This window comes from Roseomonas gilardii (assembly GCF_001941945.1).
In the GTDB taxonomy this organism is placed as follows: domain Bacteria; phylum Pseudomonadota; class Alphaproteobacteria; order Acetobacterales; family Acetobacteraceae; genus Roseomonas.
This window is the reverse complement of sequence record NZ_CP015583.1, coordinates 175,001-194,891: the sequence shown is the minus strand read 5'-3', so window position 1 is coordinate 194,891 and position 19,891 is coordinate 175,001. Positions and strand designations below refer to the sequence as shown.

Below are 19,891 nucleotides of genomic sequence, written 5' to 3'. Positions count from 1 at the left end.
GCCGGCTGGCACGGCATATGCCAGTCTGTCCGCCATGGACGATTCCCTGATCGAATCCCTGGCCCGTGTCATGGGCCTGGAGAAAGCCCTGGCCGGACATCGCGACGATGTCCTGGCCGCCGCGAGACGAGCCGCCGATGCGCGCGGCAAGCTGCCGCCCGACCCCGAGCCGGCGGCGGAGCCCTGGCCGCCCATGCAGGTGAGGCCGCGCCCGTGAGCCACCCCGACACCGCCCCGCACCGGCTCGGCGCCGCAGCGATCGCCGCGGCCTACGAGGCCGGGACACTGACGCCGACCGTGCTGGTCCGCCACCTCCTGGACCGTGCCGGCCGGCTGGACCCGAAGATCCATGCCTTCATCCGCCTCGACGCCGAGGCGGCGCTGGAGGCCGCGGCGCAGGCGGAGCGCGAGATCGCCGCCGGGCGCAAGCGCGGCCCGCTGCATGGCGTGCCCGTCGGCATCAAGGACATCATCGATGTCGCCGGCCTGCCCACCACCTGCCACTCGAAGATCCTGCTCGACAACATCGCGGCACGGGATGCCACCACCGTGTCCAGGCTGCGCGCGGCGGGCGCCATCATCCTGGGCAAGCTGTCCACGCATGAATTCGCCATCGGTGGCCCCTGCCACGACCTGCCCTTCCCGGCGGCGCGCAATCCCTGGGGCACGGACCACCACCCGGGCGGTTCCTCCTCCGGTTCCGGCGCCGGGCTGGCGGCGGGGCTCTTTCCGCTGGCGCTCGGCACCGATACCGGCGGCTCGGTGCGCAATCCCGCCAGCCAATGCGGCATCACCGGGCTGAAGCCGACCTATGGGCTGGTCTCGCGCGCCGGGGTCTTCCCGCTCGCCTTCACGCTCGACCATATCGGCCCCATGGCCCGCAGCGCCGAGGATGCCGCGCTGCTGCTGGAGGCCATCGCCGGCCACGATCCGAAGGACCCTGGCAGCACCATGCCGCCGGCGGCGGAGTACCGCCCCGGCCCCGCCGGCAGCCTGAAGGGGCTGCGCGTCGGCTTCGTGCGGCATTTCCACGAGCGCGACATGCCCGCCGATCCGGAGATGGCGGCGGGGCTGGAACGAGCGGCGGAATGGCTGGGCGCCCTGGGCATGCGGGTGTGCGACGTTACCCTGCCCTCGCTCGACGAGTTCGCGGCGGTGAACCGCGTCATCCTGCACGCCGAGGCCTTCGCCATCCACGCGCGCTGGCTGCGGGAGCGTCCAGGCGACTACGCGCAGCTCACGCGTTCCTCGCTGCTGACCGGCGCCTTCCTCACGGCGGAGGATCTCGGCCGCGCCCAGCGTGCCCGCCACCGCATGATCGCGGCGGTGGAGGAAGCCTTCCGCGAGGTGGACGTGCTGCTCTGCGCCAGCTCCATGGACCCGGCGGCACGGATCGACGACCCGGCGGAGATCGCCCGGACCTATGCCCGGCAGGCGCGCACGCCCTTCAACGTCACCGGCCACCCGGCCCTGGCGGTGATGACCGGCCTGTCCTCCGGCGGCCTGCCGCTCGCGGCCCAGTTCGTCGGGCGCTATTTCGACGAGCGGCGCCTCTTCACCCTGGCGGCGGCCGTTGCAGGGGTCGCGGGGAATCCGGCCTGCCCGATGCTGCTGGAAGACTGATCGGGCGTTCCTTTGGGGGCAAGGCTCGCCTCGCCCCCAAACCCCCACTCCGCCAGGACCTTGCGGGCCCTGGACCCCGTTCGTTGGCCCTCGCTGACGCCTGATCACGCCGGAGCGCATGGCGCTCCGGCGGACTGCCGGCGCCGCCAGCACGGAGATGGCGATCATCTTTTTGGAGAGCCTTGCCGATCCACCTGCTTCCGGGGATCGGGCCACAGGCTGACCTTGTCACCCGGAGCCAGCTCAAGGCGGGGTCTGGGGGAATACCATTCCCCCAGCGGTGGGGGCTCCTGGGGCAAGCGGAGCCTCCCCCGCGGTCAGCCACGAAAGCGACGCCCGAGTCTCAGGCCAGCATCCGCGTATCGCCATCCACGGAGATGGCCTGCCCCGAGATGGTGGCGCCGCGTCGGCTGCAGAGGAACAGGATCTGGTCCGCGAGTTGGCGCGGCGTCACGTAGTCCTTGATCGAGGTGTAGGAGAAGGCAACCTGCTCCATCTCGGCGAAGCCGATGCCGCGCTGCTGGGCTTTCGCTTCCAGCACGCGGCGCTGCCGGTCGCCGGCGACGAGGCCGGGCAGGATGGCGTTCACGCGGATGCCGGCGCCGCCCAGTTCGATGGCGAGCGACTTGGTGAAGCCGATGACGCCCCATTTCGCCGCCGCATAGGGGCTGCGGAAGCCGAAGCCGAACTTGCCCGCCGCCGAGGAGAGGTTGACGATCGAGGCATTGTCGCTCTGGCGCAGATGCGGGACGGCAAGCCGGGCGCAGTTGAACTGGCTGGTCAGGCAGACCTCGATGCAACGGTCCCAGTCCTCGGGATGGATCTCCTCCACGGCACCGGTAGGCCCGGCGATGCCGGCATTGTTCACCAGCACGTCCAGCCCTCCGAGCGTGGCGACGGCCTTCTCGAAGAGCGAGGCCACCTGCGCGCGGTCGGCCACATCCGTGACCTGGTGCCCGACACCCTCGGGCAGGGTGGCGAGCCCCGCCGCGTCCACGTCGCAGGTGAAGACGCGCGCGCCTTCCTCGGCGAAGGCCTCCACGATGCTGCGCCCGATCCCCGCCGCGCCCGCCGTCACCAGCACGCGCAGCCCGGTCATGCCCAGGTCCATTCTTCTTCCTCCCTGTCAGGCGCCAGCCGCTAGCCTTCCGGCAGGCGGCCATGCGCGATGATGAAATCCGCCGCGTCGCGGATATCGGCGGCGATGGCGGCACTCGCGCCGGCGCCGTCGCCCGCCTCGATGGCCGCCAGCGCCTCGGCATGGCGTCGCAGCGCCGAGCCCTGGCGCACCCGCTCGGGGTGCTCCCGCAGGTCGAGGTTCAGCACCGGCCCGGCCTTGAGCCAGAGCCGCGCGATGATCTCCTGCAGCGGCAGCAGCGAGGCGGCGCGGTAGATGGTGAAGTGCACGTCGCGGTTCAGCGCGACGAGGCGCACGCGGTCCGGCACGGGTTCCTCCGCCATCAGGCGGAAGGCGCTCTCCGCCCTGCGGATCGCGGCCAGGGACTCGGCGCTGCGGTACGTGGCGGCGCGGGCGGCGGCCAGGCCCTCCACGGCCATCCGCGTCTCGGCCAGGGCCTCGAACTCGCTCTGGCTCATCACCGGCACGCGGATGGCGCGGCCCGGCGTGACCTCCAGCGCCTGTTCCGCCACCAGCCGGTTCACCGCCTCCCGCACCGGCATGACCGAGACGCCGAGGGCCGCGGCGCTGTCGCGCAGGGAAAGCCTCTCGCCGGGGCCGAGCTGGCCCGAGGCCAGCAGCTCCGAGAGGGCGGCATAGACGGTCTCACCCAGGGTGCGCCGGGCGAGGAGGGGAAGGTCGGCGAGAACCGCGGCGGAGGTCATGAAGGAGACTGGACAAGGACCGATGCTTTCGGCAAGCTAACTGTGATCACAGATCACAACAAGGGCCACAGAGCCCTGTTGAGGGAAAAGACGATGTCCAAGAACGTGCTGCTGCCACGTCGCGGCCTTCTCATGGCCGGCGCCGCGACAATCCTTCCTGTCGGCCTGGCCCACCCCGCCCTCTCGCAGGGGCAGCCGGATGTCATCCGCATCGGGCACCTGACGCCCCGCACCGGCTTCCTGGGCCCGCTCGGCGAATTCGCGGTGCAGGCGGTGCAGCTCGCCACCGAGGAGATCAACGCCGGCGGCGGCATCAACGGCCGCAAGGTGGAGGTGCTGTACGAGGACAGCGTCAACCCGCAGACCGCCTCGGCCAAGGCCGAGCGGCTGACGCAGCGCGACAAGGTCGCCTGCATCGTGGGCGAGATCAATTCCGCCTCGGCGCTGGCCATCGGGCAGGTGGTGCAGCGGGAGAAGGTGCTGTTCATCAACACCGGCGCCAATTCCGACGCGCTGCGCGGCTCCGACTGCCAGCGCTTCATGTTCCACACCGAGTCGCAGAACACGATGATGGTGCGGACCGCCGGCAACGCGATCCTGCAGCAGGGGCTGGTGAAGGGGAAGAAGTACTACGCCCTGACCGCCGACTACGCCTTCGGCCATGACCTGCTGCGCGTCGCCAGGAAGTTCCTCGGCGAGAACGGCGCCACGGCGGCGGGCGAGGACCTCGTGCCGACCGAGCTGACCGACTTCTCGCCCTTCCTGCTCAAGCTGCGGCAGGCGCGGCCGGATATCGTGATCTGCAACCTCGCGGGCGCGCAGATCACCAACTTCCTGAAGCAGTACAGCGAGTTCGGGCTGAGCTATCCGGTCGCGGGCTTCGGCTTCGACATCGCGCTGGCCTGGGGCGCCGGACAGGGCAACTTCCTCGGCACCTGGCCGGTGGTCTGGCACCACATGCTGGAGGCGCCTTCCGCGAAGAAGTTCGCGGATGCCTATCGCGCCAAGTGGAAGAAGCCGCCGGAGAACCAGGGCTGGAGCGACTACACGGCGATGAAGGTCATCGCGCAGTCGATGAACGAGCTGAAGTCCATCGAGCCGGCCAAGGTGGTCGAGCATCTGGAGAAGGGCGCGAAGTTCGACATCTCCAAGAGCCGCGAGGGCTATTTCCGCGCCTGGGACCACCAGCTGATGATGGAGATGTACGCCATCACCGCGCTGCCGCCGGATCAGGTGAAGAACCAGTACGACATCTTCAAGCCGGATGGCAGCTTCCCCAAGCCCGACGAGAGCCTGGAGAGCATCGCCACCACCAAGGCGGAGAACGCCTGCTCCTTCCCGGCCTGAACGCCGTCACGCACCGCGTTCGCCTTTCCGGAGGCGGGCGCGGCGCCCCACGCGACCATTTGGGGGAGCGCGGATCGTGGAATTCGTCTTCGTGCTGGAGCAGGTCCTCAACGGCCTGCTGATCGGCGCCTATTACCTGCTCATCGCCCTGGGCCTGTCGCTGATCTTCAGCCTGGGCGGCATCGTCAACCTCGCGCACGGCGCCTTCTATGCCATCGGCGCCTATCTGGCCGTGGCGCTGACGCCCACCATCGGCTTCGGCGGGGCGCTGGTGGTCTCGCCCGTGGCGGTGGCGCTGCTCGGCCTGCTGGTGGAACGCTTCATGCTCCGCCGCTTCTACCGTGGCGACCCGATCCTGAGCCTGTTACTGACCTTCGGCCTGGCCATGGTGGCGGAACAGGCGCTGCGCATGATCTTCGGCGCCGCGCCGCTGCCCTTCTCCATCCCGCTCTGGCTGCGCGGGCAGGTCTTCATCGGCGACTTCATCTATTCCAAGTACCGGCTGATCATCCTGTGCGTCGCCGTGCTCTGCGTCGCGGGCTTGTGGCTGCTGCTGACGCGCACGCCCTTCGGCCGCGTGGTGCGGGCGGGCGTGCAGAACCCGGACATGGTGGCGGCGCTCGGCATCTCGCTGAAGCCCTACATGACCGCGGTGGTGATGATCGCCGTCGGGCTGGCCGCCCTGGCCGGCACGATGATGGCGCCGGTGACCGGCGTGACGCCGACCATGGGCGCGGAGATCCTGACCTTCGCCTTCGTCGTGGTGGTGATCGGCGGCCTCGGCTCCTTCTGGGGCGTCGTGGTGGCGGCGCTCATCGTCGGCGTGGTGCGCGGCCTCGCCGCCTACTACTTCCCCCCGGCCACCGAGGCCTCCGTCTATCTGCTGATGGTCCTCGTCCTGCTGCTGCGCCCGCGCGGCCTGCTGGGCGAGCGCATCCAGCGCTTCGAGTGAGGTTCCCGTGATGCCCCTCGACACCTCCCCCGCCGTGAGCCCGGCCGAGACGGTGCGCCGCGAGGCCCCCTCCCGCCAGATCGGGCAGATCCTGGCCGCCGCCGCCATGCTGGTGGCCCTGCCCTTCCTGATGGAGGCGATCGGCCTCACCATGACCACCGCCACGGATGTGGTGGTCTTCGCCATCGCCGTGATGGGGCTGAACATCCTGGTCGGCTGGACCGGGCTGGTCTCCTTCGGCCATGGCGCCTGGTTCGGCATCGGCGCCTATGCGGCGGCGCTGCTGCAGCGGCACTTCCTGCCCACGGACATGCTCCTTCCGGGCCTGGGCGCCCTGGTCATCGTGGCCGTGGCCTCGCTGGTCGCGGGGGCGCTGATCCTGCGGCGGCGCGGCGTGTACTTCTCGCTGCTGACGCTGGCCTTCACGGCGATGCTCTTCGCCATCGCCTTCCGCTGGACCGACCTGACCGGCGGCGAGAACGGGCTCGGCAACGTGCGGCGCTACGCCGCGCTCGACAATCCCTATGCCTATTACGCCGTTGTCGCGGTGGTCGCCTTCGCCGTGCTGATCGGCCTCTGGCGCCTGCGCCGCGCCCCGCTCGGCACGGTGCTGGTGGCGATCCGCGAGAACGAGCAGCGCGCCGGCTTCATCGGCTACAGCACCAACCGCTACAAGCTGGTGGCCTTCATGGTCTCGGCCACGATCACCGGGCTGGCCGGGGTGCTCAGCGTCTATAACCACCGCTTCGCCTCGGCCGATCCCATCGCCATCGCCTTCTCGGGCGAGCTGCTGGCGATGGTGGTGATCGGCGGCATGCGCTCCTTCCTGGGGCCGGCCGTCGGCGCGCTGTTCTACATCCTGTTCCGCGAGTTCCTGAGCATCTACACGGCGAACTGGCTGCTGATCTTCGGCCTGCTCTTCGTCGGCTTCATCCTCTTCTCGCCGGATGGGCTGGTGGGCATCGGCAAGCGCCTGCTGAAGCCTTTCCGCCGGGAGGCCACGGAAGGCGCCGCCATGTCCGCGCGCCGCACCGGGGCCAGCGGCCGCATCCCCGCCCGCTTCATCCGCGAGGGCCGCACGGCGGGGCCGGTGCTCTCCGCCGAGGCGATGCGCAAGAGCTTCGGCCCGGTGAAGGCGGTGCAGGGCGTGTCGGTCGCCGTGGAGGACCGGCGCCTGCACGCGCTGATCGGCCCGAACGGCGCGGGCAAGACCACGGCCTTCAACCTGCTCTCCGGCATGTTCCCGCTGGATGAGGGCCGGGTGCTGCTGGACGGGCAGCGGGTGGACGGCATGGAGCCGCACGCCATCACCCAGGCCGGGCTGGGGCGCAGCTTCCAGATCACCAATCTCTTCCCGGGCCTGTCGGTGGAGGAGAACATCCGCCTCGCCGTGCAGGCGCGGCACCCGGCCCGCTTCAATGCCTGGCGCGACGCGGAATCCATCCCGGAGCTGCACCAGGACACGGAGGAGCTGCTGCGCTGGACCGGCCTCGCCGGCGTGGAGCGGGCGGAGGCCGGCAGCCTCTCCTATGGCGGGCAGCGCCTGCTCGACATGGGGCTGGCCCTGGCCACGAAGCCGCGCATCCTGCTGCTGGACGAGCCGCTGGCCGGCCTCGCCGCGGCGGAGCGGGAGCGCGTGGGCGACCTGATCAAGTCGCTTTCCGCCGACATCCCCGTGCTGCTGGTGGAACACGACATCGACCGCGTCTTCCGCATGGCCGACCGGGTGACGGTGATGGCCGATGGCGCCGTGCTGGTGGACGGCACGGTGGAGCAGGCGCGCGACGATGCGCGGGTGCAGGCGGTCTATCTCGGCTCCGGCGCCGCCGCCGTGGCCGCCAGGCCGCGCCCCAGCGCCGCGACGGAGCACGACCTGCTGGTGATGGAGAAGGTCAACACCTTCTACGGCAAGTCGCACATCCTGAACGACGTGTCGCTGACGGTTCGGCAGGGCGAGATCGTGGCGCTGCTCGGCCGCAACGGCGCGGGCAAGTCCACGCTGCTCAAGACGCTGATCGGCACGGCGCGCCCGGCCTCCGGCCGGATCGTGCTGGGCGGCGACGAGATCGCGGGCCTGTCGCCGGACCGGATCGCCCGGCGCGGCATGGGCTTCGTGCCGCAGGGCCGCGGCCTCTTCGCCGGCATGACCGTGGGCGAGAATCTGGGCCTCGGACGCCTGAAGCGCCTGACCGGCGCGGGCGTGCACTGGGAGGAGGAGCGCGTGCTCGAATTCTTCCCCCGGCTGCGCGAGCGCTGGAACGTCGCGGCGGACCGTCTGTCCGGCGGCGAGCAGCAGATGGTGGCGGTGGCCCGGGCATTGTCCGGCGACACGCGGCTGCTGCTGCTGGACGAGCCCTTCGAGGGGCTTTCCCCGGCGGTGACGGAGGAGCTGTTCGAGTGCTTCGACCGGCTGCGCCGGGAAGTCTCGATCATCATCGTGGACCATCATCTCGATCTCGCTCTGGCCCTGTCGGACCGGACCGTGGCGCTGGAACGCGGCGCGGTGCAGTGGCTGGGTGAATCCCGGCTGCTGCGCGAGGACGAGGAACTGCGTCGGAAGGTGCTGTGGCTGTGAGCATGCGCGTCTGCATCGCGGGGAGCGGCCTGATCGGCCGCGCCTGGGGAATGATCTTCGCCCGGGCGGGCTGGGAGGTCCGGCTCTGGGACCCGGTGGAGGGGGTGGCGGACAAGGCCCGCGCCCTCTGCGCCGAAGGGCTGCGCAACCTGGCGGAGCACGGGCTCTGCCAGGACCCGGAGGGCGCCGCCGCCCGCATCCAGGCGGCCCGCGATCTCGCCGCCGCGCTCGACGGCGTGGATTTCGTGCAGGAGAACGGGCCGGAGGTGCTGGAGGTGAAGCGGGCGCTGTTCCGCGAGCTCGACGCCCTGGCGCCGCGCGGGGCCATCATCGCCTCCTCCTCCTCCGCCATCCGCTGCTCGCTTTTCACCGAGGACCTGCCGGGGCGGGCGCGCTGCCTGATCGGGCATCCGGTGAACCCGCCGCACCTCGTGCCGGTGGTGGAGATTTCCGGCGCCGAATGGACCGATCCCCCCGTGGTGGCGCGGGCGCGGGAGATCTACGATTCCATCGGGCAGGTGCCGGTCACGGTGCTGAAGGAGATCGAGGGCTTCGTGCTCAACCGGCTCCAGGGCGCGCTGCTGGCCGAGGCCTTCCGCCTCGTCGAGGAAGGCTATGTCACGCCCGAGGACCTGGACCGCACGGTGGCGGACGGGCTCGGCCTGCGCTGGAGCTTCCTCGGCCCCTTCGCCACCATCGAGCTGAACGCGCCGGGCGGCATCCCCGACTACTGCGCCCGCTATACCGGCTTCTACCGCCGCCTCGCCGCCGATCCGGCCGGGCCGGAGGTCTTCGACGAGGCGAAGACAGGCGAGATCATGCGGCAATGGCCGCGGCGTGACGATCTGCCCGAAAGGATGCAGTGGCGCGACGCGCGCCTTGCCGCCTTGCGGGCGCACAAGCAGGAACAGGAGACACGCTGAGCATGGCCACCAAGCGCAAGGTCATCATCACCTGCGCCGTCACGGGCGCGATCCACACGCCGAGCATGTCGCCGCACCTGCCGGTGACGCCGGAGGAGATCGCGGAGGCCGCGGTCGGCGCCGCCGAGGCCGGCGCCGCCATCGTCCACCTGCATGCGCGCAACCCGGAAACCGGCGAGCCGGACCAGACGCCCGAGGCCTTCGCGAAGTTCCTGCCGGTCATCAAGCAGCGCACGAACTGCGTGGTGAACCTGACCACCGGCGGCGCGCCGACCATGAGCATCGAGGAGCGCGTCCGCCCCGCCGCGACCTTCAAGCCGGAAGTGGCATCGCTGAATCTCGGCTCGATGAATTTCGGCCTGTTCGGGATGCTTGACCGCTTCAAGGACCTGAAGCACGAATGGGAGCGGACCTACCTCGCCAACAAGGACATCATCTTCCGCAACACCTTCGGCCAGATCGAGTACATCCTGACCACCTGCGCCGGCAACGACACGCGCTTCGAGTTCGAGTGCTATGACACGGCGCATCTCTACAACCTGAAATACTTCTTCGACCGTGGGCTGGTGAAGGCGCCGCTCTTCATCCAGACGGTCTTCGGCCTGCAAGGCGGCATCGGCGCGCATCCGGAGGATGTGATGCACATGAAGCGCACGGCCGACCGGCTCTTCGGCGACAACTACCGCTGGTCCGTGCTCGGCGCCGGGCGCAATCAGCTTCCCATCGCGGCCATGGCGGCGGCCATGGGCGGCAATGTGCGCGTCGGGCTGGAGGACAGCCTCTGGGCCGGGCCAGGCAAGTTCGCCACCAGCAATGCCGAACAGGTGCGGCTGGTGCGGCAGATCATCGAGGGCCTCGGCCTGGAGATCGCCACCCCGGACGAGGCGCGGGAGATCCTGTCGCTCAAAGGCGGGGATCGCGTGGGGTTCTAGGCGTCACGCCCTTGGCCCGGGGGGAAGGCGCCGCCTTCCCCCGATACCCCCATCCGCCAGGACGCTGCGCGCCCTGGACCCGGTTCGTTGGCTCCTGCTGATGCCGGATCATGCCGGAAAGCGATACCCCACCGCCGGATGCGGCGAGGCGAGGCGCGGCCCGGCGCCGAACAGCTTCTCGCGGAACGTGCCCGGCGCGTAGGCGTGCTTGAAGGCGCCGCGTTCCTGCAGGACAGGCACGACGCGCTCCACCACCGCCTCCAGGCATTCCGGCACCACGGTGCGGGACAGGTTGAAGCCGTCCACATCGGCCTCCTCGACCCAGCGGATCAGCGCCTCGGCCACCTGTTCCGCCGAGCCGACGATGGGTGGCTGGCGGCTGCCCAGCACGAACTGGTCGATCAGCTTGCGCTTGGTCCAGACCGGGCCGGCGGCGCGCTTCGCGGCCTCGACATTGGACTGGATCGCCTGGGTCGGCCCGGCCTCGATCGGCTCGTCCATGCCATAGCGGGCGAAGTCGATGCCCAGCGAGGCCGAGGCATGGGCCAGGGCCCCCTCGACGCTGGCGTGACGGCGGTAGTCCTCCAGCAGGTCGCGCGCCTCGGCCTCGGTGCGGCCGATCACCAGCGTGGCGCCGACCAGCACTTTCAGCGGCCGTCCCGCCGCGCGGGCGCGCAGGTCGGCGACGAGTTGCGCCACCGCCGGCTTCGCGCCGCCATTGACGAAGACGCATTCCGCATGGTGTGCGGCGAAGCGGCGGCCACGCTCGGAAGCGCCGGCCTGGAACAGCACGGGCGTCCGTTGCGGCGAGGGTTCCACCAGATGCGGCGCGTCCAGACGGTACTGCGCGCCCTCGTGCCGCACGCGGCGCACGCGGGCAGGATCGGCATAGAGACCCTCTGCCCGGTCCGCCCGTACGGCGTCGTCGGCCCAGCTTCCCTCCCACAACTTGTAGACGAGTTCCATATACTCGTCGGCGAGGTCGTAGCGGTCGTCATGCGCCATCTGCGAGGCCATCCCCATCGCGCGCGCGGCGCTGTCGAGATAGCCGGTGACGATGTTCCAGCCTGCGCGCCCCTGCGTCAGGTGGTCCAGCGTGGAGAAGCGGCGCGCGAAGAGATAGGGCGCCTCATAGGCGAGGTTGCAGGTGATGCCGAAGCCCAGATGCCGCGTGACGCCGGCCATGGCTGGCACCAGCAGCATCGGGTCCAGCAGCGGCACCTGCACCGCGCCGCGCAGCGACGCATCGGGGCTGTCGCCATAGACGTCGTAGATGCCCAGCACGTCGGCGAGGAACAGCCCGTCGAACAGCCCACGCTCCAGCGTCTGCGCGAGGCGCATCCAGTGATCCAGGCGGAGGTAATCCGTGGAGCGGTCGCGCGGATGCGTCCACATCCCTTGCTGGATATGCCCGACACAGGCCATGTCGAAGGCGTTCAGGACGATCTGGCGTCCCGCTTTGGCTTGGCTCACAGGTAGCGGCCCCGTTCCAGGATTTCGAGCGTGTATTCGCGATAGGTCATGCCCAGTTCCTCCGCCCGGGCCAGGCGGCGCAGCGCGATCTCGCGCAGCGGCGTCTTCCAGGCCTTCTTGTGCGCCTTACGCCAGAGATGCAGCCGGCCCGAAGCGCCGGGATCGGGCTCCTCCAGCGGCGGGCCCCCGTTGTGGCCGATCGGGGTGGGTGGGATCATGCGATCCCGTCCTTCGGGCGATAGGCCATGGGGTGGTGCGTCATCCGGCTGGATCGGGGGCGGCTGGTCACCGGTCGGTGCGACATCTACTATGATGGATGAATGAGCAAGATACAAGACGAAGCGGAGCTATCCGACCTGACGCTCCCGCTGGCCGCCCGGCTGAGGGCGGAACGCGAGGAACGTGGCTGGTCCATCGCGGAGATGGCGGAACGCTCCGCCGTCTCGCGAGCCATGATCAGCAAGGTGGAACGCGCCGAGGCCAGCCCGACCGCCGCGCTGCTCGGACGGCTGGCCTCGGCGCTGGGTCTGACGCTCTCCACGCTTCTGGCACGGGCCGAGGGCGATGCCGGAGGCGGGCGGGTATCGCGCGCGGACACGCAGCCGCTCTGGCGCGACCCGGACACGGGCTATATGCGCCGCGCCGTGACACCTTCGGGCAGCGATCCGGAGCTGGTGCGGGTGGAACTGCCCACGGGCGCGCGGGTGGACTACCCGGCCTCCACCTACCTGGCCTGGAAGCACGCGATCTGGGTGCTGGAAGGCGAGTTGCTGTTCCACGAAGGCGCGGCGCGGCACCGGCTCGCTGCCGGAGACTGCCTGGTGCTGGGCGCCCCGGCGGACTGCGCCTTCGAGAATGCCTCGGAGCGGCCCTGCAGCTATCTGGTCGTGCTGTCGCGCCGCTGATACCGGGCGCGGAGCCCCTTGGCGCCCGGTATCAGGAATGCTCCTCCAGCGCCGCGATCAGGTGCTGCGCCACCAGTGCCGAGGATTGCGGATTCTGCCCGGTGATCAGGTTGCCGTCGCGTAGCGCGAAGCCGGTGAATTCCGGGCCGCTCTCGTAATGGGCGCCCAGGGAGCGCAGCCGGTCCTCCAGCAGGAAAGGGACCACCTCCGACAGGCCCGTGGCGGCTTCCTCGCGGTTGCTGAAGCCGGTGACCCGCCGTCCCTCCACCACCGGGGCGCTGGTGCCCTGGCGATGCGCCGCCACCAGCCCGGCCGGCCCGTGGCAGAGGGCGGCCACCAACCTGCCGTCCTCCATGGCCTGGCCGATCAGCGCGGCAAGCGGCCGGTTGGCCGGCAGGTCCCACATCGCGCCGTGGCCGCCCGGCAGGAAGATCGCGTCATGGGGCTGTTCCGCCACATCTTCCAGCCGCGACGAGGTGCGGGCCAGGGCCATGGCGCCCTCGTCGGCCAGGAAGCGGCCCACGGCGCCATGGATGCCGTTGGGTTCGGGCGAGGCGCCCGGCACGCTGCGCGGATCGACGGGGATTTCGCCCCCGGCGGTGGAGACCAGGAGCACCTCGAAGCCGGCATCCAGCAGGGCATAGTAGGGCACGGCCAGTTCCTCCAGCCACAGCCCGGTGCGATCCGGCCCGTCGCCCAGGAGGCCATGCGAGGTCGCGACCACCAGAACTTGTCCCTTTGCCATCGTCCGGATCTCCTTCTGCGGCCGGAAGGCGGCGCCCCGGAAAGGAAGCGCCGGGCCCGGCCAGGGGGCACAGCGGGAACGCCTCTATCCGGACAGGGTTCACCCTGCCGGCCGCGCTCCGCAACCCGACACCACTTGTCGAGGCCGGCATGATGGGCAGGTGCCATCGGACGCGGAATGATTGTCGAATTCTTAGTGCCGAGGGGCGCTGTTAACCTTTTCTCAACCAGATGCCGGCACACTGCCGGGCGGGTTCTCGGAGACCCGCACCGGACGCAGGGAAGAATTCCATGCCAAGACCCCCTATCGCCTGGCAGCCCCTGTTCCTGGCCGAGCCCGAGGGATTCGCCCGGCTGCTGGCGGAACCCTCACTGGACCGCCGCCTGCGTTCCTGGCGGGGCTATGAGGACATGCTGCTGGGGGAGGGCCTGCGAGCCGGGCTGCACGACGACCGGGCCGCCCGCACCTCCCTGGAGGAGCTCTACGCCTTCGGCCTCGCCAACGGGCTTCCGCTGCGGAGCCGGCGGGAGGCTGTGCAGGCCCTGCGCGCCTATGCCGCACGGCATTCCGTGCCGGGCGGCACCTGGGAGCCCTTCCTGCGGCTGGACCCGGACTGGCAGGTCGCCCTGACAGTCGCGAGCGCCTGGCTCGAATCGGAGGATGCGAGGGCCGTGCCCGATCTTCTGAAGGCGCTGGAGGAGGAGCGGCTGGCGAACCGGGGCGGCGTCTTCGGCGCGCTGCTCCGCCACGGCGTCACCGTGCCGCTGCGGCGGCTGCGGGAGGTGCTGGAGGCACGCGAGCTGGAAGATGTGGCCGCCTGTTGCAGCCGCGGCATGTCCACCGAGGTGAACGGCTTCCTGGCCGACTGGATGGAAACGCTGGCGGCGGCGGAGAACGGTGCCCTGCGCGACATCCTGGGCCGCTGCCTGGAACTGCGGGCCGGGGAAGCCGATCCCCGGCGCGTCGCAGAGCACTTCCTGCCGCGCTCGGCCGAAGTGATCCCGATCCATCGCCGGCGCGGCCGACCCGCCGGCAGCCGCAACGCCCAGGCCACGCCGCCCATGCCCGGGAAGGGACCGCAGCAGTAGAAGCCCGCGAAGGCCGGGACGGCACGGGCCGCGACGCCGCGCCGGTATCAGGCCGAGAGGCCGACCCGGCCCCGGCGCTGGGTGCGCAGCACGTCTTCGATCCAGCGGTCGAGGCGCATGGTCTCGGCCTCGGCCTCGGCGCGGTTGGGATAGGCCTCGGGAAAGCGCAGGGAGAGCCAGCGCCAGGCGACGAGGCGCTTGTGGACCTTCTCGGCCCGCTCCAGCTCGTCGCGCTGGGCACGTTCCGGCGCCGGCAGACGGCCGGCCATGGGCGGCGTGACCGGGCGGCCCGCACCGTGGTCCACGGCCCAGCGCGCCAGCCGGACGATGCCGTTGTCGCGCTGATCCACCGGGCAGAGCGCGTAGGTCCAACGCTGCGTCAGGGCGAGACCCTGCACGCCGTCCACCGCCGTGGCGATGGCCATCTGCTGGCTGAGATCGGCCAGCCGGTAGTTCGGGTCGTCCCGCCGCAGCACGGCCCGGCGGATACGCGCCAGCACGCCGAAGAGGCTGTCCGAGCCGATCTCCGCCGCCACGGCGGAAACGATGTCGGCATCGGGCTGCACCTGGGGGCGTAGGTCCTCCGGCAGGTCGGGCGGGGCCTCCAGAAGGCGGCGGATCTGCTCCGGCGTGCCGCCCCCGGCCAGGACGGAAACGATGCCTTCCTCGAAGCGCCCGAAGCGCCCGGCACGGCCGCCGATCTGCTTCACCTCCTGCGTGTTCAGGTCGCGGCGCTGCTCGCCATCGAATTTCCGCAGGGTGGAGAAGACGATGCGGCGGATGGGCAGGTTCAGCCCCATGCCGATGGCATCCGTGGCGACCAGGATATCGGCCTCGCCATCGCGGAAGCGGGCGGCCTCGGCCCGGCGGACCTCCGGGCTGAGGGCACCATAGACCACGGCGACGCGACGGCCGCGCCGCACCAGCTCGGCCCGCAGGTCCAGCACGTCGCGGCGGGAGAAAGCTACCAGTGCGTCGCCGGGGCGCAGGTCGCCGAAGTTCACCGGCGCGCGGGCGGCGCGCAGCGGGCTCTTGCGCTGGAGCGAGATCTCCTCGACCGGGTCGTCGCAGAGCGAGGCAATGCGCTTGACCATCGGCACGCAGTCCGGCGCGCCGAGCACGAGGACATGCCGCGCCGGGGCGCCCATGATCGCGGCCGTCCAGGCAGCACCGCGATCGCGGTCCTGGAGAAGCTGCGCCTCGTCCACCACAGCCACATCGGTCGGGTTGTGGAAGGGGCACATCTCCACGGTCGCGGCGAGATGGCGGCTACCCTCCACGGGCATGCGCTCCTCCCCCGTGGAGAGCGAGGCGGCGATGCCACGGCTGGCGAGCGCCTCGCGGAACTCGTGCGCCAGCAGGCGGAGGGGTGCCAGGGCCATGCCGCTTTCCGCTTCGGAAAGGCGGTCCAGCGCCAAGTGGCTCTTGCCGGAATTGGTCGGGCCAGTGACCAGGGTGATGCGGCGGTTCAAGGCGCGTGCGGTGCGGAAATGCGCCGCGAAACGGTCCAGCGCGGCGACACGGGCAACGGCGGCGTTGAGGCCCTTGCCGCCGATCAGCGCCGGGGCGGCGGGGCGGCCGGGCCGGGGTTGTTCCGCCTCGCGCCAGAGGGCCATCTCGCCACGGAGTGCCGCAACCTCCGCCGGATCGAACTCCCAGCGCTCCCCTTTGCGCGAGGGGACACGGCGGGCGACGGGGATCAGGCCGGTGCCGGCCCAGCGCGTGGCCTCACGCAGCGAGGCGTCGAGCATATGCGCGACCTCCTCGATGCCGACGAGGCTCTTCTCCCATTCGCGCAGGCGGCTGACCTCGGCCCGGCGGCGTTCGCGCGCGAGCTTCTCCGCTTCGCGCTGCTGTGCGCGGCGGGTCTGCTCGGTGGCGCTGACGCGGCCGACGAAATCGCGAAGGGCGGGACGATCGAGGGCAAAGGCCTCGGCCACCGCCTGGGCGAGAAGGGCCTGGCGTTCCGGATTCAGCTGGGTGCCGGACACATCGCTGAGCTCGGACAGCACTGCCTCCATCACCCCCTCTGGGGTGGGGGCGAGATTCCGCAGGCGCTCCCGCACCGTGCTGTCGAGTCGCGAGAGAAGCTCGTCGTCCGTCGGCTCGGGATTCTCGATCGCGCCGACGGCTTTCGTCGCATCGCTCCGCTGTACCCAGACCTGGCCGGCACGGTTGGCGAGATCCAGAAGGCGGGAGGCCCAGCGGCGGCGGCGCACTTCGCAAAGCGCAAGGCGCACCGTGTCGCCATCTGCGGGCAAGCGGCGGATGACGAGGCGGAGGAGTTGCGGCAGTTCGCGGCTGTCAACAGCGTAACCGGCCGCCTCAATGGCGGCCTCAGCCGGATTGCCGGGGGAAAGAGCGGTCATGGAACACATTGTCTTACGCCCGCAAAGGCGGGTCTGGAATATACCAAACCTCCCGAGCGTGTTGCTACGGGAGGTTGTGTTGGCGTTGGCATGGTGTGTAAGTGGGATTTGGATGCGGGGACAGGATTTGAACCTGTGACCTTCAGGTTATGAGCCTGACGAGCTACCGGGCTGCTCCACCCCGCGTTGGGTGAGTGTGTGATGCGGTGATGGCGATCGGGTCGGTGTGTTGTGTGTGTAGGTTCCCATCGGGCGGCCTGGCGGCGACCGACTCTCCCGCGTCTTGAGACGCAGTACCATGGGCGCTGAGGCGTTTCACGGCCGAGTTCGGGATGGGATCGGGTGTGGCAGCCTCGCTAGGGCCACCAGGCCACCGGATGGGAACCGTGGAGGTGTGTGTAGTGTACCGACCTGATGCGCTGGGTGATGGAGGATCTGGGCCTTGTGGCTTTATGGGGCTTTGGGGCTGGAGGGAGCGGGGTATCGGGTGTTGTGAGTGTGTGTTGCTGACTGAGCGGGTGCGCTTTGGTGCTGCGCGCGGTGTCCCTTGTTGAGGGGGACTGCGGCGGCGGGGGAGTGATGGAGTTCGATCGGGCGATTAGGATCGCTCGGCTGCATCCGTTACCGGACTTCCACCTGCGACCTATCGACGTGGTGGTCTTCCACGGCCCTTGGGGAGACCTGGTTTTGAGGCTGGTTTCCCGCTTAGATGCCTTCAGCGGTTATCCGTTCCGTACTTAGCTACCCGGCGATGCTCCTGGCGGAACAACCGGTGCACCAGAGGTACGTCCATCCCGGTCCTCTCGTACTAGGGACAGATCCTCGCAAGTCTCCAACACCCATGGCAGATAGGGACCGAACTGTCTCACGACGTTCTAAACCCAGCTCACGTACCGCTTTAATCGGCGAACAGCCGAACCCTTGGGACCTGCTCCAGCCCCGGGATGCGATGAGCCGACATCGAGGTGCCAAACCTCCCCGTCGATGTGGACTCTTGGGGGAGATCAGCCTGTTATCCCTAGAGTACCTTTTATCCGTTGAGCGATGGCCCTTCCACGCGGGACCACCGGATCACTAAGGCCGACTTTCGTCTCTGCTCGCGCTGTCGCGCTCGCAGTCAGGCGGGCTTATGCCTTTGCACTCAACAGCCGATGTCCGACCGGCCTGAGCCCACCATCGCGCGCCTCCGTTACACTTTGGGAGGCGACCGCCCCAGTCAAACTGCCCACCACGCAGGGTCCTGGCCCGGGCTAACCGGGCTCAGTGAGATGCCAGAAAGAAACAGGGTGGTATTTCAAGGTTGCCTCCACCTGAGCTAGCGCCCGGGTTTCGATGGCTCCCACCTATCCTACACAGTTCCTTCCTGGCACCACTGCGAAGCTGCAGTAAAGGTTCATAGGGTCTTTCCGTCTGACCACGGGTACCCCGCATCTTCACGGGGAATTCAATTTCGCTGAGTCTATGCTGGAGACAGTGGGGAAGTCGTTACACCATTCGTGCAGGTCGGAACTTACCCGACAAGGAATTTCGCTACCTTAGGACCGTTATAGTTACGGCCGCCGTTTACCGGGGCTTCGGTTCGATGCTTGCACATCTCCCCTTGACCTTCCGGCACCGGGCAGGTGTCAGACCCTATACGTCATCTCTCGATTTCGCAGAGCCCTGTGTTTTTACTAAACAGTCGCTACCCCCTGGTCTGTGCCACCCCACCTTGCTTGCGCAAGAAGGGGTCTCGCTTATCCCGAAGTTACGCGAGTAATTTGCCTAGTTCCTTCAGCATAGTTCTCTCAAGCGCCTCGGTATTCTCAACCAGTCCACCTGTGTCGGTTTCGGGTACGGTCTTTCTCGACAGCGCTATTTCCTGGGCTGCTTTGGCTGCCCCTCCAATCCGATAAGGAGGAACAACGGTTGGCAGCCGTCACGTCTGTCAGGCCCAGGAATATTCACCTGGTTTCCATCGACTACGGCTTTCGCCCTCGCCTTAGGGGCCGGCTCACCCTGCGCGGATTGACCTTGCGCAGGAACCCTTGGACTTTCGGCGACAGGGGTTCTCACCCTGTTTATCGCTACTCATGTCCGCATTCGCACTTCCGATACCTCCAGGAGCCCTCACGGGTCTCCCTTCGCAGGCCTACGGAACGCTCCGCTACCACTGCACTTGCGTGCAATCCACAGCTTCGGCACGTGGCTTGAGCCCCGTTACATTTTCGCCGCAAGACAGCTGATTAGACCAGTGAGCTATTACGCTTTCTTTAAAGGATGGCTGCTTCTAAGCCAACCTCCTGGTTGTTTTGGCCGTCTCACATGCTTTCCCACTTAGCCACGATTTGGGGGCCTTAGCTGGTGGTCTGGGCTGTTTCCCTCTCGACAATGGACCTTAGCACCCACTGTCTGTCTGCCGTCCTGTACTCTTCGGCATTCGGAGTTCGGTAGGGTTTGGTAGGGCTTTGGGCCCCCCTAGCCCTTCCGGTGCTCTACCTCCGAAGGTAATCGGACGACGATCTACCTCAATAGATTTCGCGGAGAACCAGCTATTTCCGAGTTTGATTGGCCTTTCACCCCTAGCCACAGCTCATCCCCGACTTTTTCAACAGGCGTGGGTTCGGTCCTCCAGTGGGTGTTACCCCACCTTCAACCTGGCCATGGCTAGATCACTCGGTTTCGGGTCTTCTGCCGGCAACTCAAGCGCCCTTATCAGACTCGCTTTCGCTGCGCCTACACCTCTCGGCTTAAGCTTGCTGCCAACAGAAACTCGCGGACCCATTATACAAAAGGTACGCCGTCACACTTCAAGAGTGCTCCGACTGCTTGTAGGCGCTCGGTTTCAGGTCTCTTTCACTCCCCTCGTCGGGGTGCTTTTCACCTTTCCCTCACGGTACTTGTGCACTATCGGTCGCCAAGGAGTATTTAGGCTTGGAGGGTGGTCCCCCCACGTTCAGACAGGGTTTCACGTGCCCCGCCCTACTCGAGGATCATGCCAGACACTACGCCTACGGGGCTATCACCCGCTCTGGCCGGCCTTTCGAGACCGTTCGGCTTCTTCTCGCACAATCACTGGCCTGCTCCGCTTTCGCTCGCCACTACTCGCGGAATCTCTGTTGATGTCTTTTCCTCCGG

The 19,891-nt window shown here is 68.8% G+C and carries 15 protein-coding genes, 1 tRNA gene and 2 rRNA genes (1 of these 18 only partly in view); 9 read left to right on the top strand and 9 right to left on the bottom strand.

The features are described from left to right. Nucleotides 1-34 precede the first annotated feature (34 nt). Both RGI145_RS25355 and RGI145_RS00875 read left to right on the top strand, forming a co-directional pair. Nucleotides 35-217, top strand: coding sequence for a hypothetical protein (locus tag RGI145_RS25355; protein WP_027283094.1), 183 nt, complete (start codon nt 35-37; stop codon nt 215-217). Then, a complete protein-coding gene (locus tag RGI145_RS00875) occupies nt 214-1,623 on the top strand; it encodes an amidase (RefSeq protein WP_167668210.1) in 1,410 nt (469 codons plus the stop codon). Before RGI145_RS25355 ends, RGI145_RS00875 begins: the two co-directional genes overlap by 4 nt. 343 nt (nt 1,624-1,966) lie before the next feature. On the opposite strand, the gene RGI145_RS00870 is transcribed toward RGI145_RS00875, so the two are convergent. Continuing rightward, the gene (locus RGI145_RS00870; protein WP_075796850.1) at nt 1,967-2,734 is read right to left on the bottom strand and encodes an SDR family oxidoreductase; all 768 of its coding nucleotides are present in this window, start codon (nt 2,732-2,734) and stop codon (nt 1,967-1,969) included. Between the two features lie 29 nt (nt 2,735-2,763). Continuing rightward, nucleotides 2,764-3,465 carry a GntR family transcriptional regulator gene (locus RGI145_RS00865; RefSeq protein ID WP_075796849.1) on the bottom strand — a complete coding sequence of 234 codons (702 nt, stop codon included), beginning with the start codon at nt 3,463-3,465 and terminating at the stop codon, nt 2,764-2,766. 93 nt (nt 3,466-3,558) lie between these two features. Here RGI145_RS00865 and RGI145_RS00860 point away from each other — a divergent pair, with 93 nt between their 5' ends. From RGI145_RS00860 to kce, 5 genes are all read left to right on the top strand, one after another. Beyond that, nucleotides 3,559-4,812, top strand: a complete 1,254-nt coding sequence (locus tag RGI145_RS00860) for an ABC transporter substrate-binding protein (protein ID WP_075796848.1) — start codon at nt 3,559-3,561, stop codon at nt 4,810-4,812. Nucleotides 4,813-4,888: 76 nt separating this feature from the next. Then, a complete protein-coding gene (locus RGI145_RS00855; protein ID WP_027283098.1) occupies nt 4,889-5,764 on the top strand; it encodes a branched-chain amino acid ABC transporter permease in 876 nt (291 codons plus the stop codon). 10 nt (nt 5,765-5,774) lie between these two features. Continuing rightward, nucleotides 5,775-8,339: a branched-chain amino acid ABC transporter ATP-binding protein/permease gene (locus RGI145_RS00850; RefSeq protein ID WP_208863904.1), complete on the top strand. Its 2,565-nt coding sequence runs from the start codon at nt 5,775-5,777 to the stop codon at nt 8,337-8,339. 2 nt (nt 8,340-8,341) lie between these two features. Further along, the gene (locus RGI145_RS00845) at nt 8,342-9,262 is read left to right on the top strand and encodes a 3-hydroxyacyl-CoA dehydrogenase (RefSeq protein WP_075796847.1); all 921 of its coding nucleotides are present in this window, start codon (nt 8,342-8,344) and stop codon (nt 9,260-9,262) included. Between the two features lie 2 nt (nt 9,263-9,264). After that, entirely contained in the window at nt 9,265-10,194 is a 930-nt protein-coding gene (gene kce, locus RGI145_RS00840) for a 3,5-dioxohexanoate:acetyl-CoA acetone transferase (RefSeq protein ID WP_075796846.1), read from the top strand. A 108-nt stretch (nt 10,195-10,302) separates the two neighbouring features. On the opposite strand, the gene RGI145_RS00835 is transcribed toward kce, so the two are convergent. Together RGI145_RS00835 and RGI145_RS00830 are read right to left on the bottom strand one after the other, a co-directional pair. Continuing rightward, a complete protein-coding gene (locus RGI145_RS00835; protein ID WP_156878392.1) occupies nt 10,303-11,667 on the bottom strand; it encodes an LLM class flavin-dependent oxidoreductase in 1,365 nt (454 codons plus the stop codon). Further along, nucleotides 11,664-11,885, bottom strand: a complete 222-nt coding sequence (locus tag RGI145_RS00830; RefSeq protein WP_075796845.1) for a hypothetical protein — start codon at nt 11,883-11,885, stop codon at nt 11,664-11,666. The genes RGI145_RS00835 and RGI145_RS00830 overlap by 4 nt, the downstream gene beginning before the upstream one ends. Before the next feature lie 102 nt (nt 11,886-11,987). On the opposite strand from RGI145_RS00830, the gene RGI145_RS00825 reads away from it, so the two are divergent. Continuing rightward, nucleotides 11,988-12,572 (top strand): helix-turn-helix domain-containing protein, encoded by a 585-nt coding sequence (locus RGI145_RS00825; protein ID WP_075796844.1) that lies wholly within the window; start codon nt 11,988-11,990, stop codon nt 12,570-12,572. 31 nt (nt 12,573-12,603) lie between these two features. Here the strand turns inward: RGI145_RS00825 and RGI145_RS00820 are convergent, their stop codons facing one another. Further along, a complete protein-coding gene (locus tag RGI145_RS00820) occupies nt 12,604-13,317 on the bottom strand; it encodes a type 1 glutamine amidotransferase domain-containing protein (protein ID WP_075796843.1) in 714 nt (237 codons plus the stop codon). Nucleotides 13,318-13,607: 290 nt separating this feature from the next. On the opposite strand from RGI145_RS00820, the gene RGI145_RS00815 reads away from it, so the two are divergent. Beyond that, complete coding sequence (locus RGI145_RS00815) at nt 13,608-14,405, top strand: hypothetical protein (protein WP_075796842.1); 798 nt, start codon at nt 13,608-13,610, stop codon at nt 14,403-14,405. Nucleotides 14,406-14,452: 47 nt separating this feature from the next. On the opposite strand, the gene RGI145_RS00810 is transcribed toward RGI145_RS00815, so the two are convergent. The 4 genes from RGI145_RS00810 to RGI145_RS00795 form a co-directional block, all read right to left on the bottom strand. Further along, nucleotides 14,453-16,774, bottom strand: a complete 2,322-nt coding sequence (locus RGI145_RS00810) for a helicase-related protein (protein ID WP_075796841.1) — start codon at nt 16,772-16,774, stop codon at nt 14,453-14,455. Between the two features lie 109 nt (nt 16,775-16,883). Then, nucleotides 16,884-16,960, bottom strand: a tRNA-Met gene (locus RGI145_RS00805). A gap of 69 nt (nt 16,961-17,029) precedes the next feature. Beyond that, nucleotides 17,030-17,144 (bottom strand): 5S ribosomal RNA (rrf, locus tag RGI145_RS00800). A gap of 207 nt (nt 17,145-17,351) precedes the next feature. Next, nucleotides 17,352-19,891: ribosomal RNA gene (locus RGI145_RS00795) — 23S ribosomal RNA — on the bottom strand; it runs 203 nt beyond the window's last position.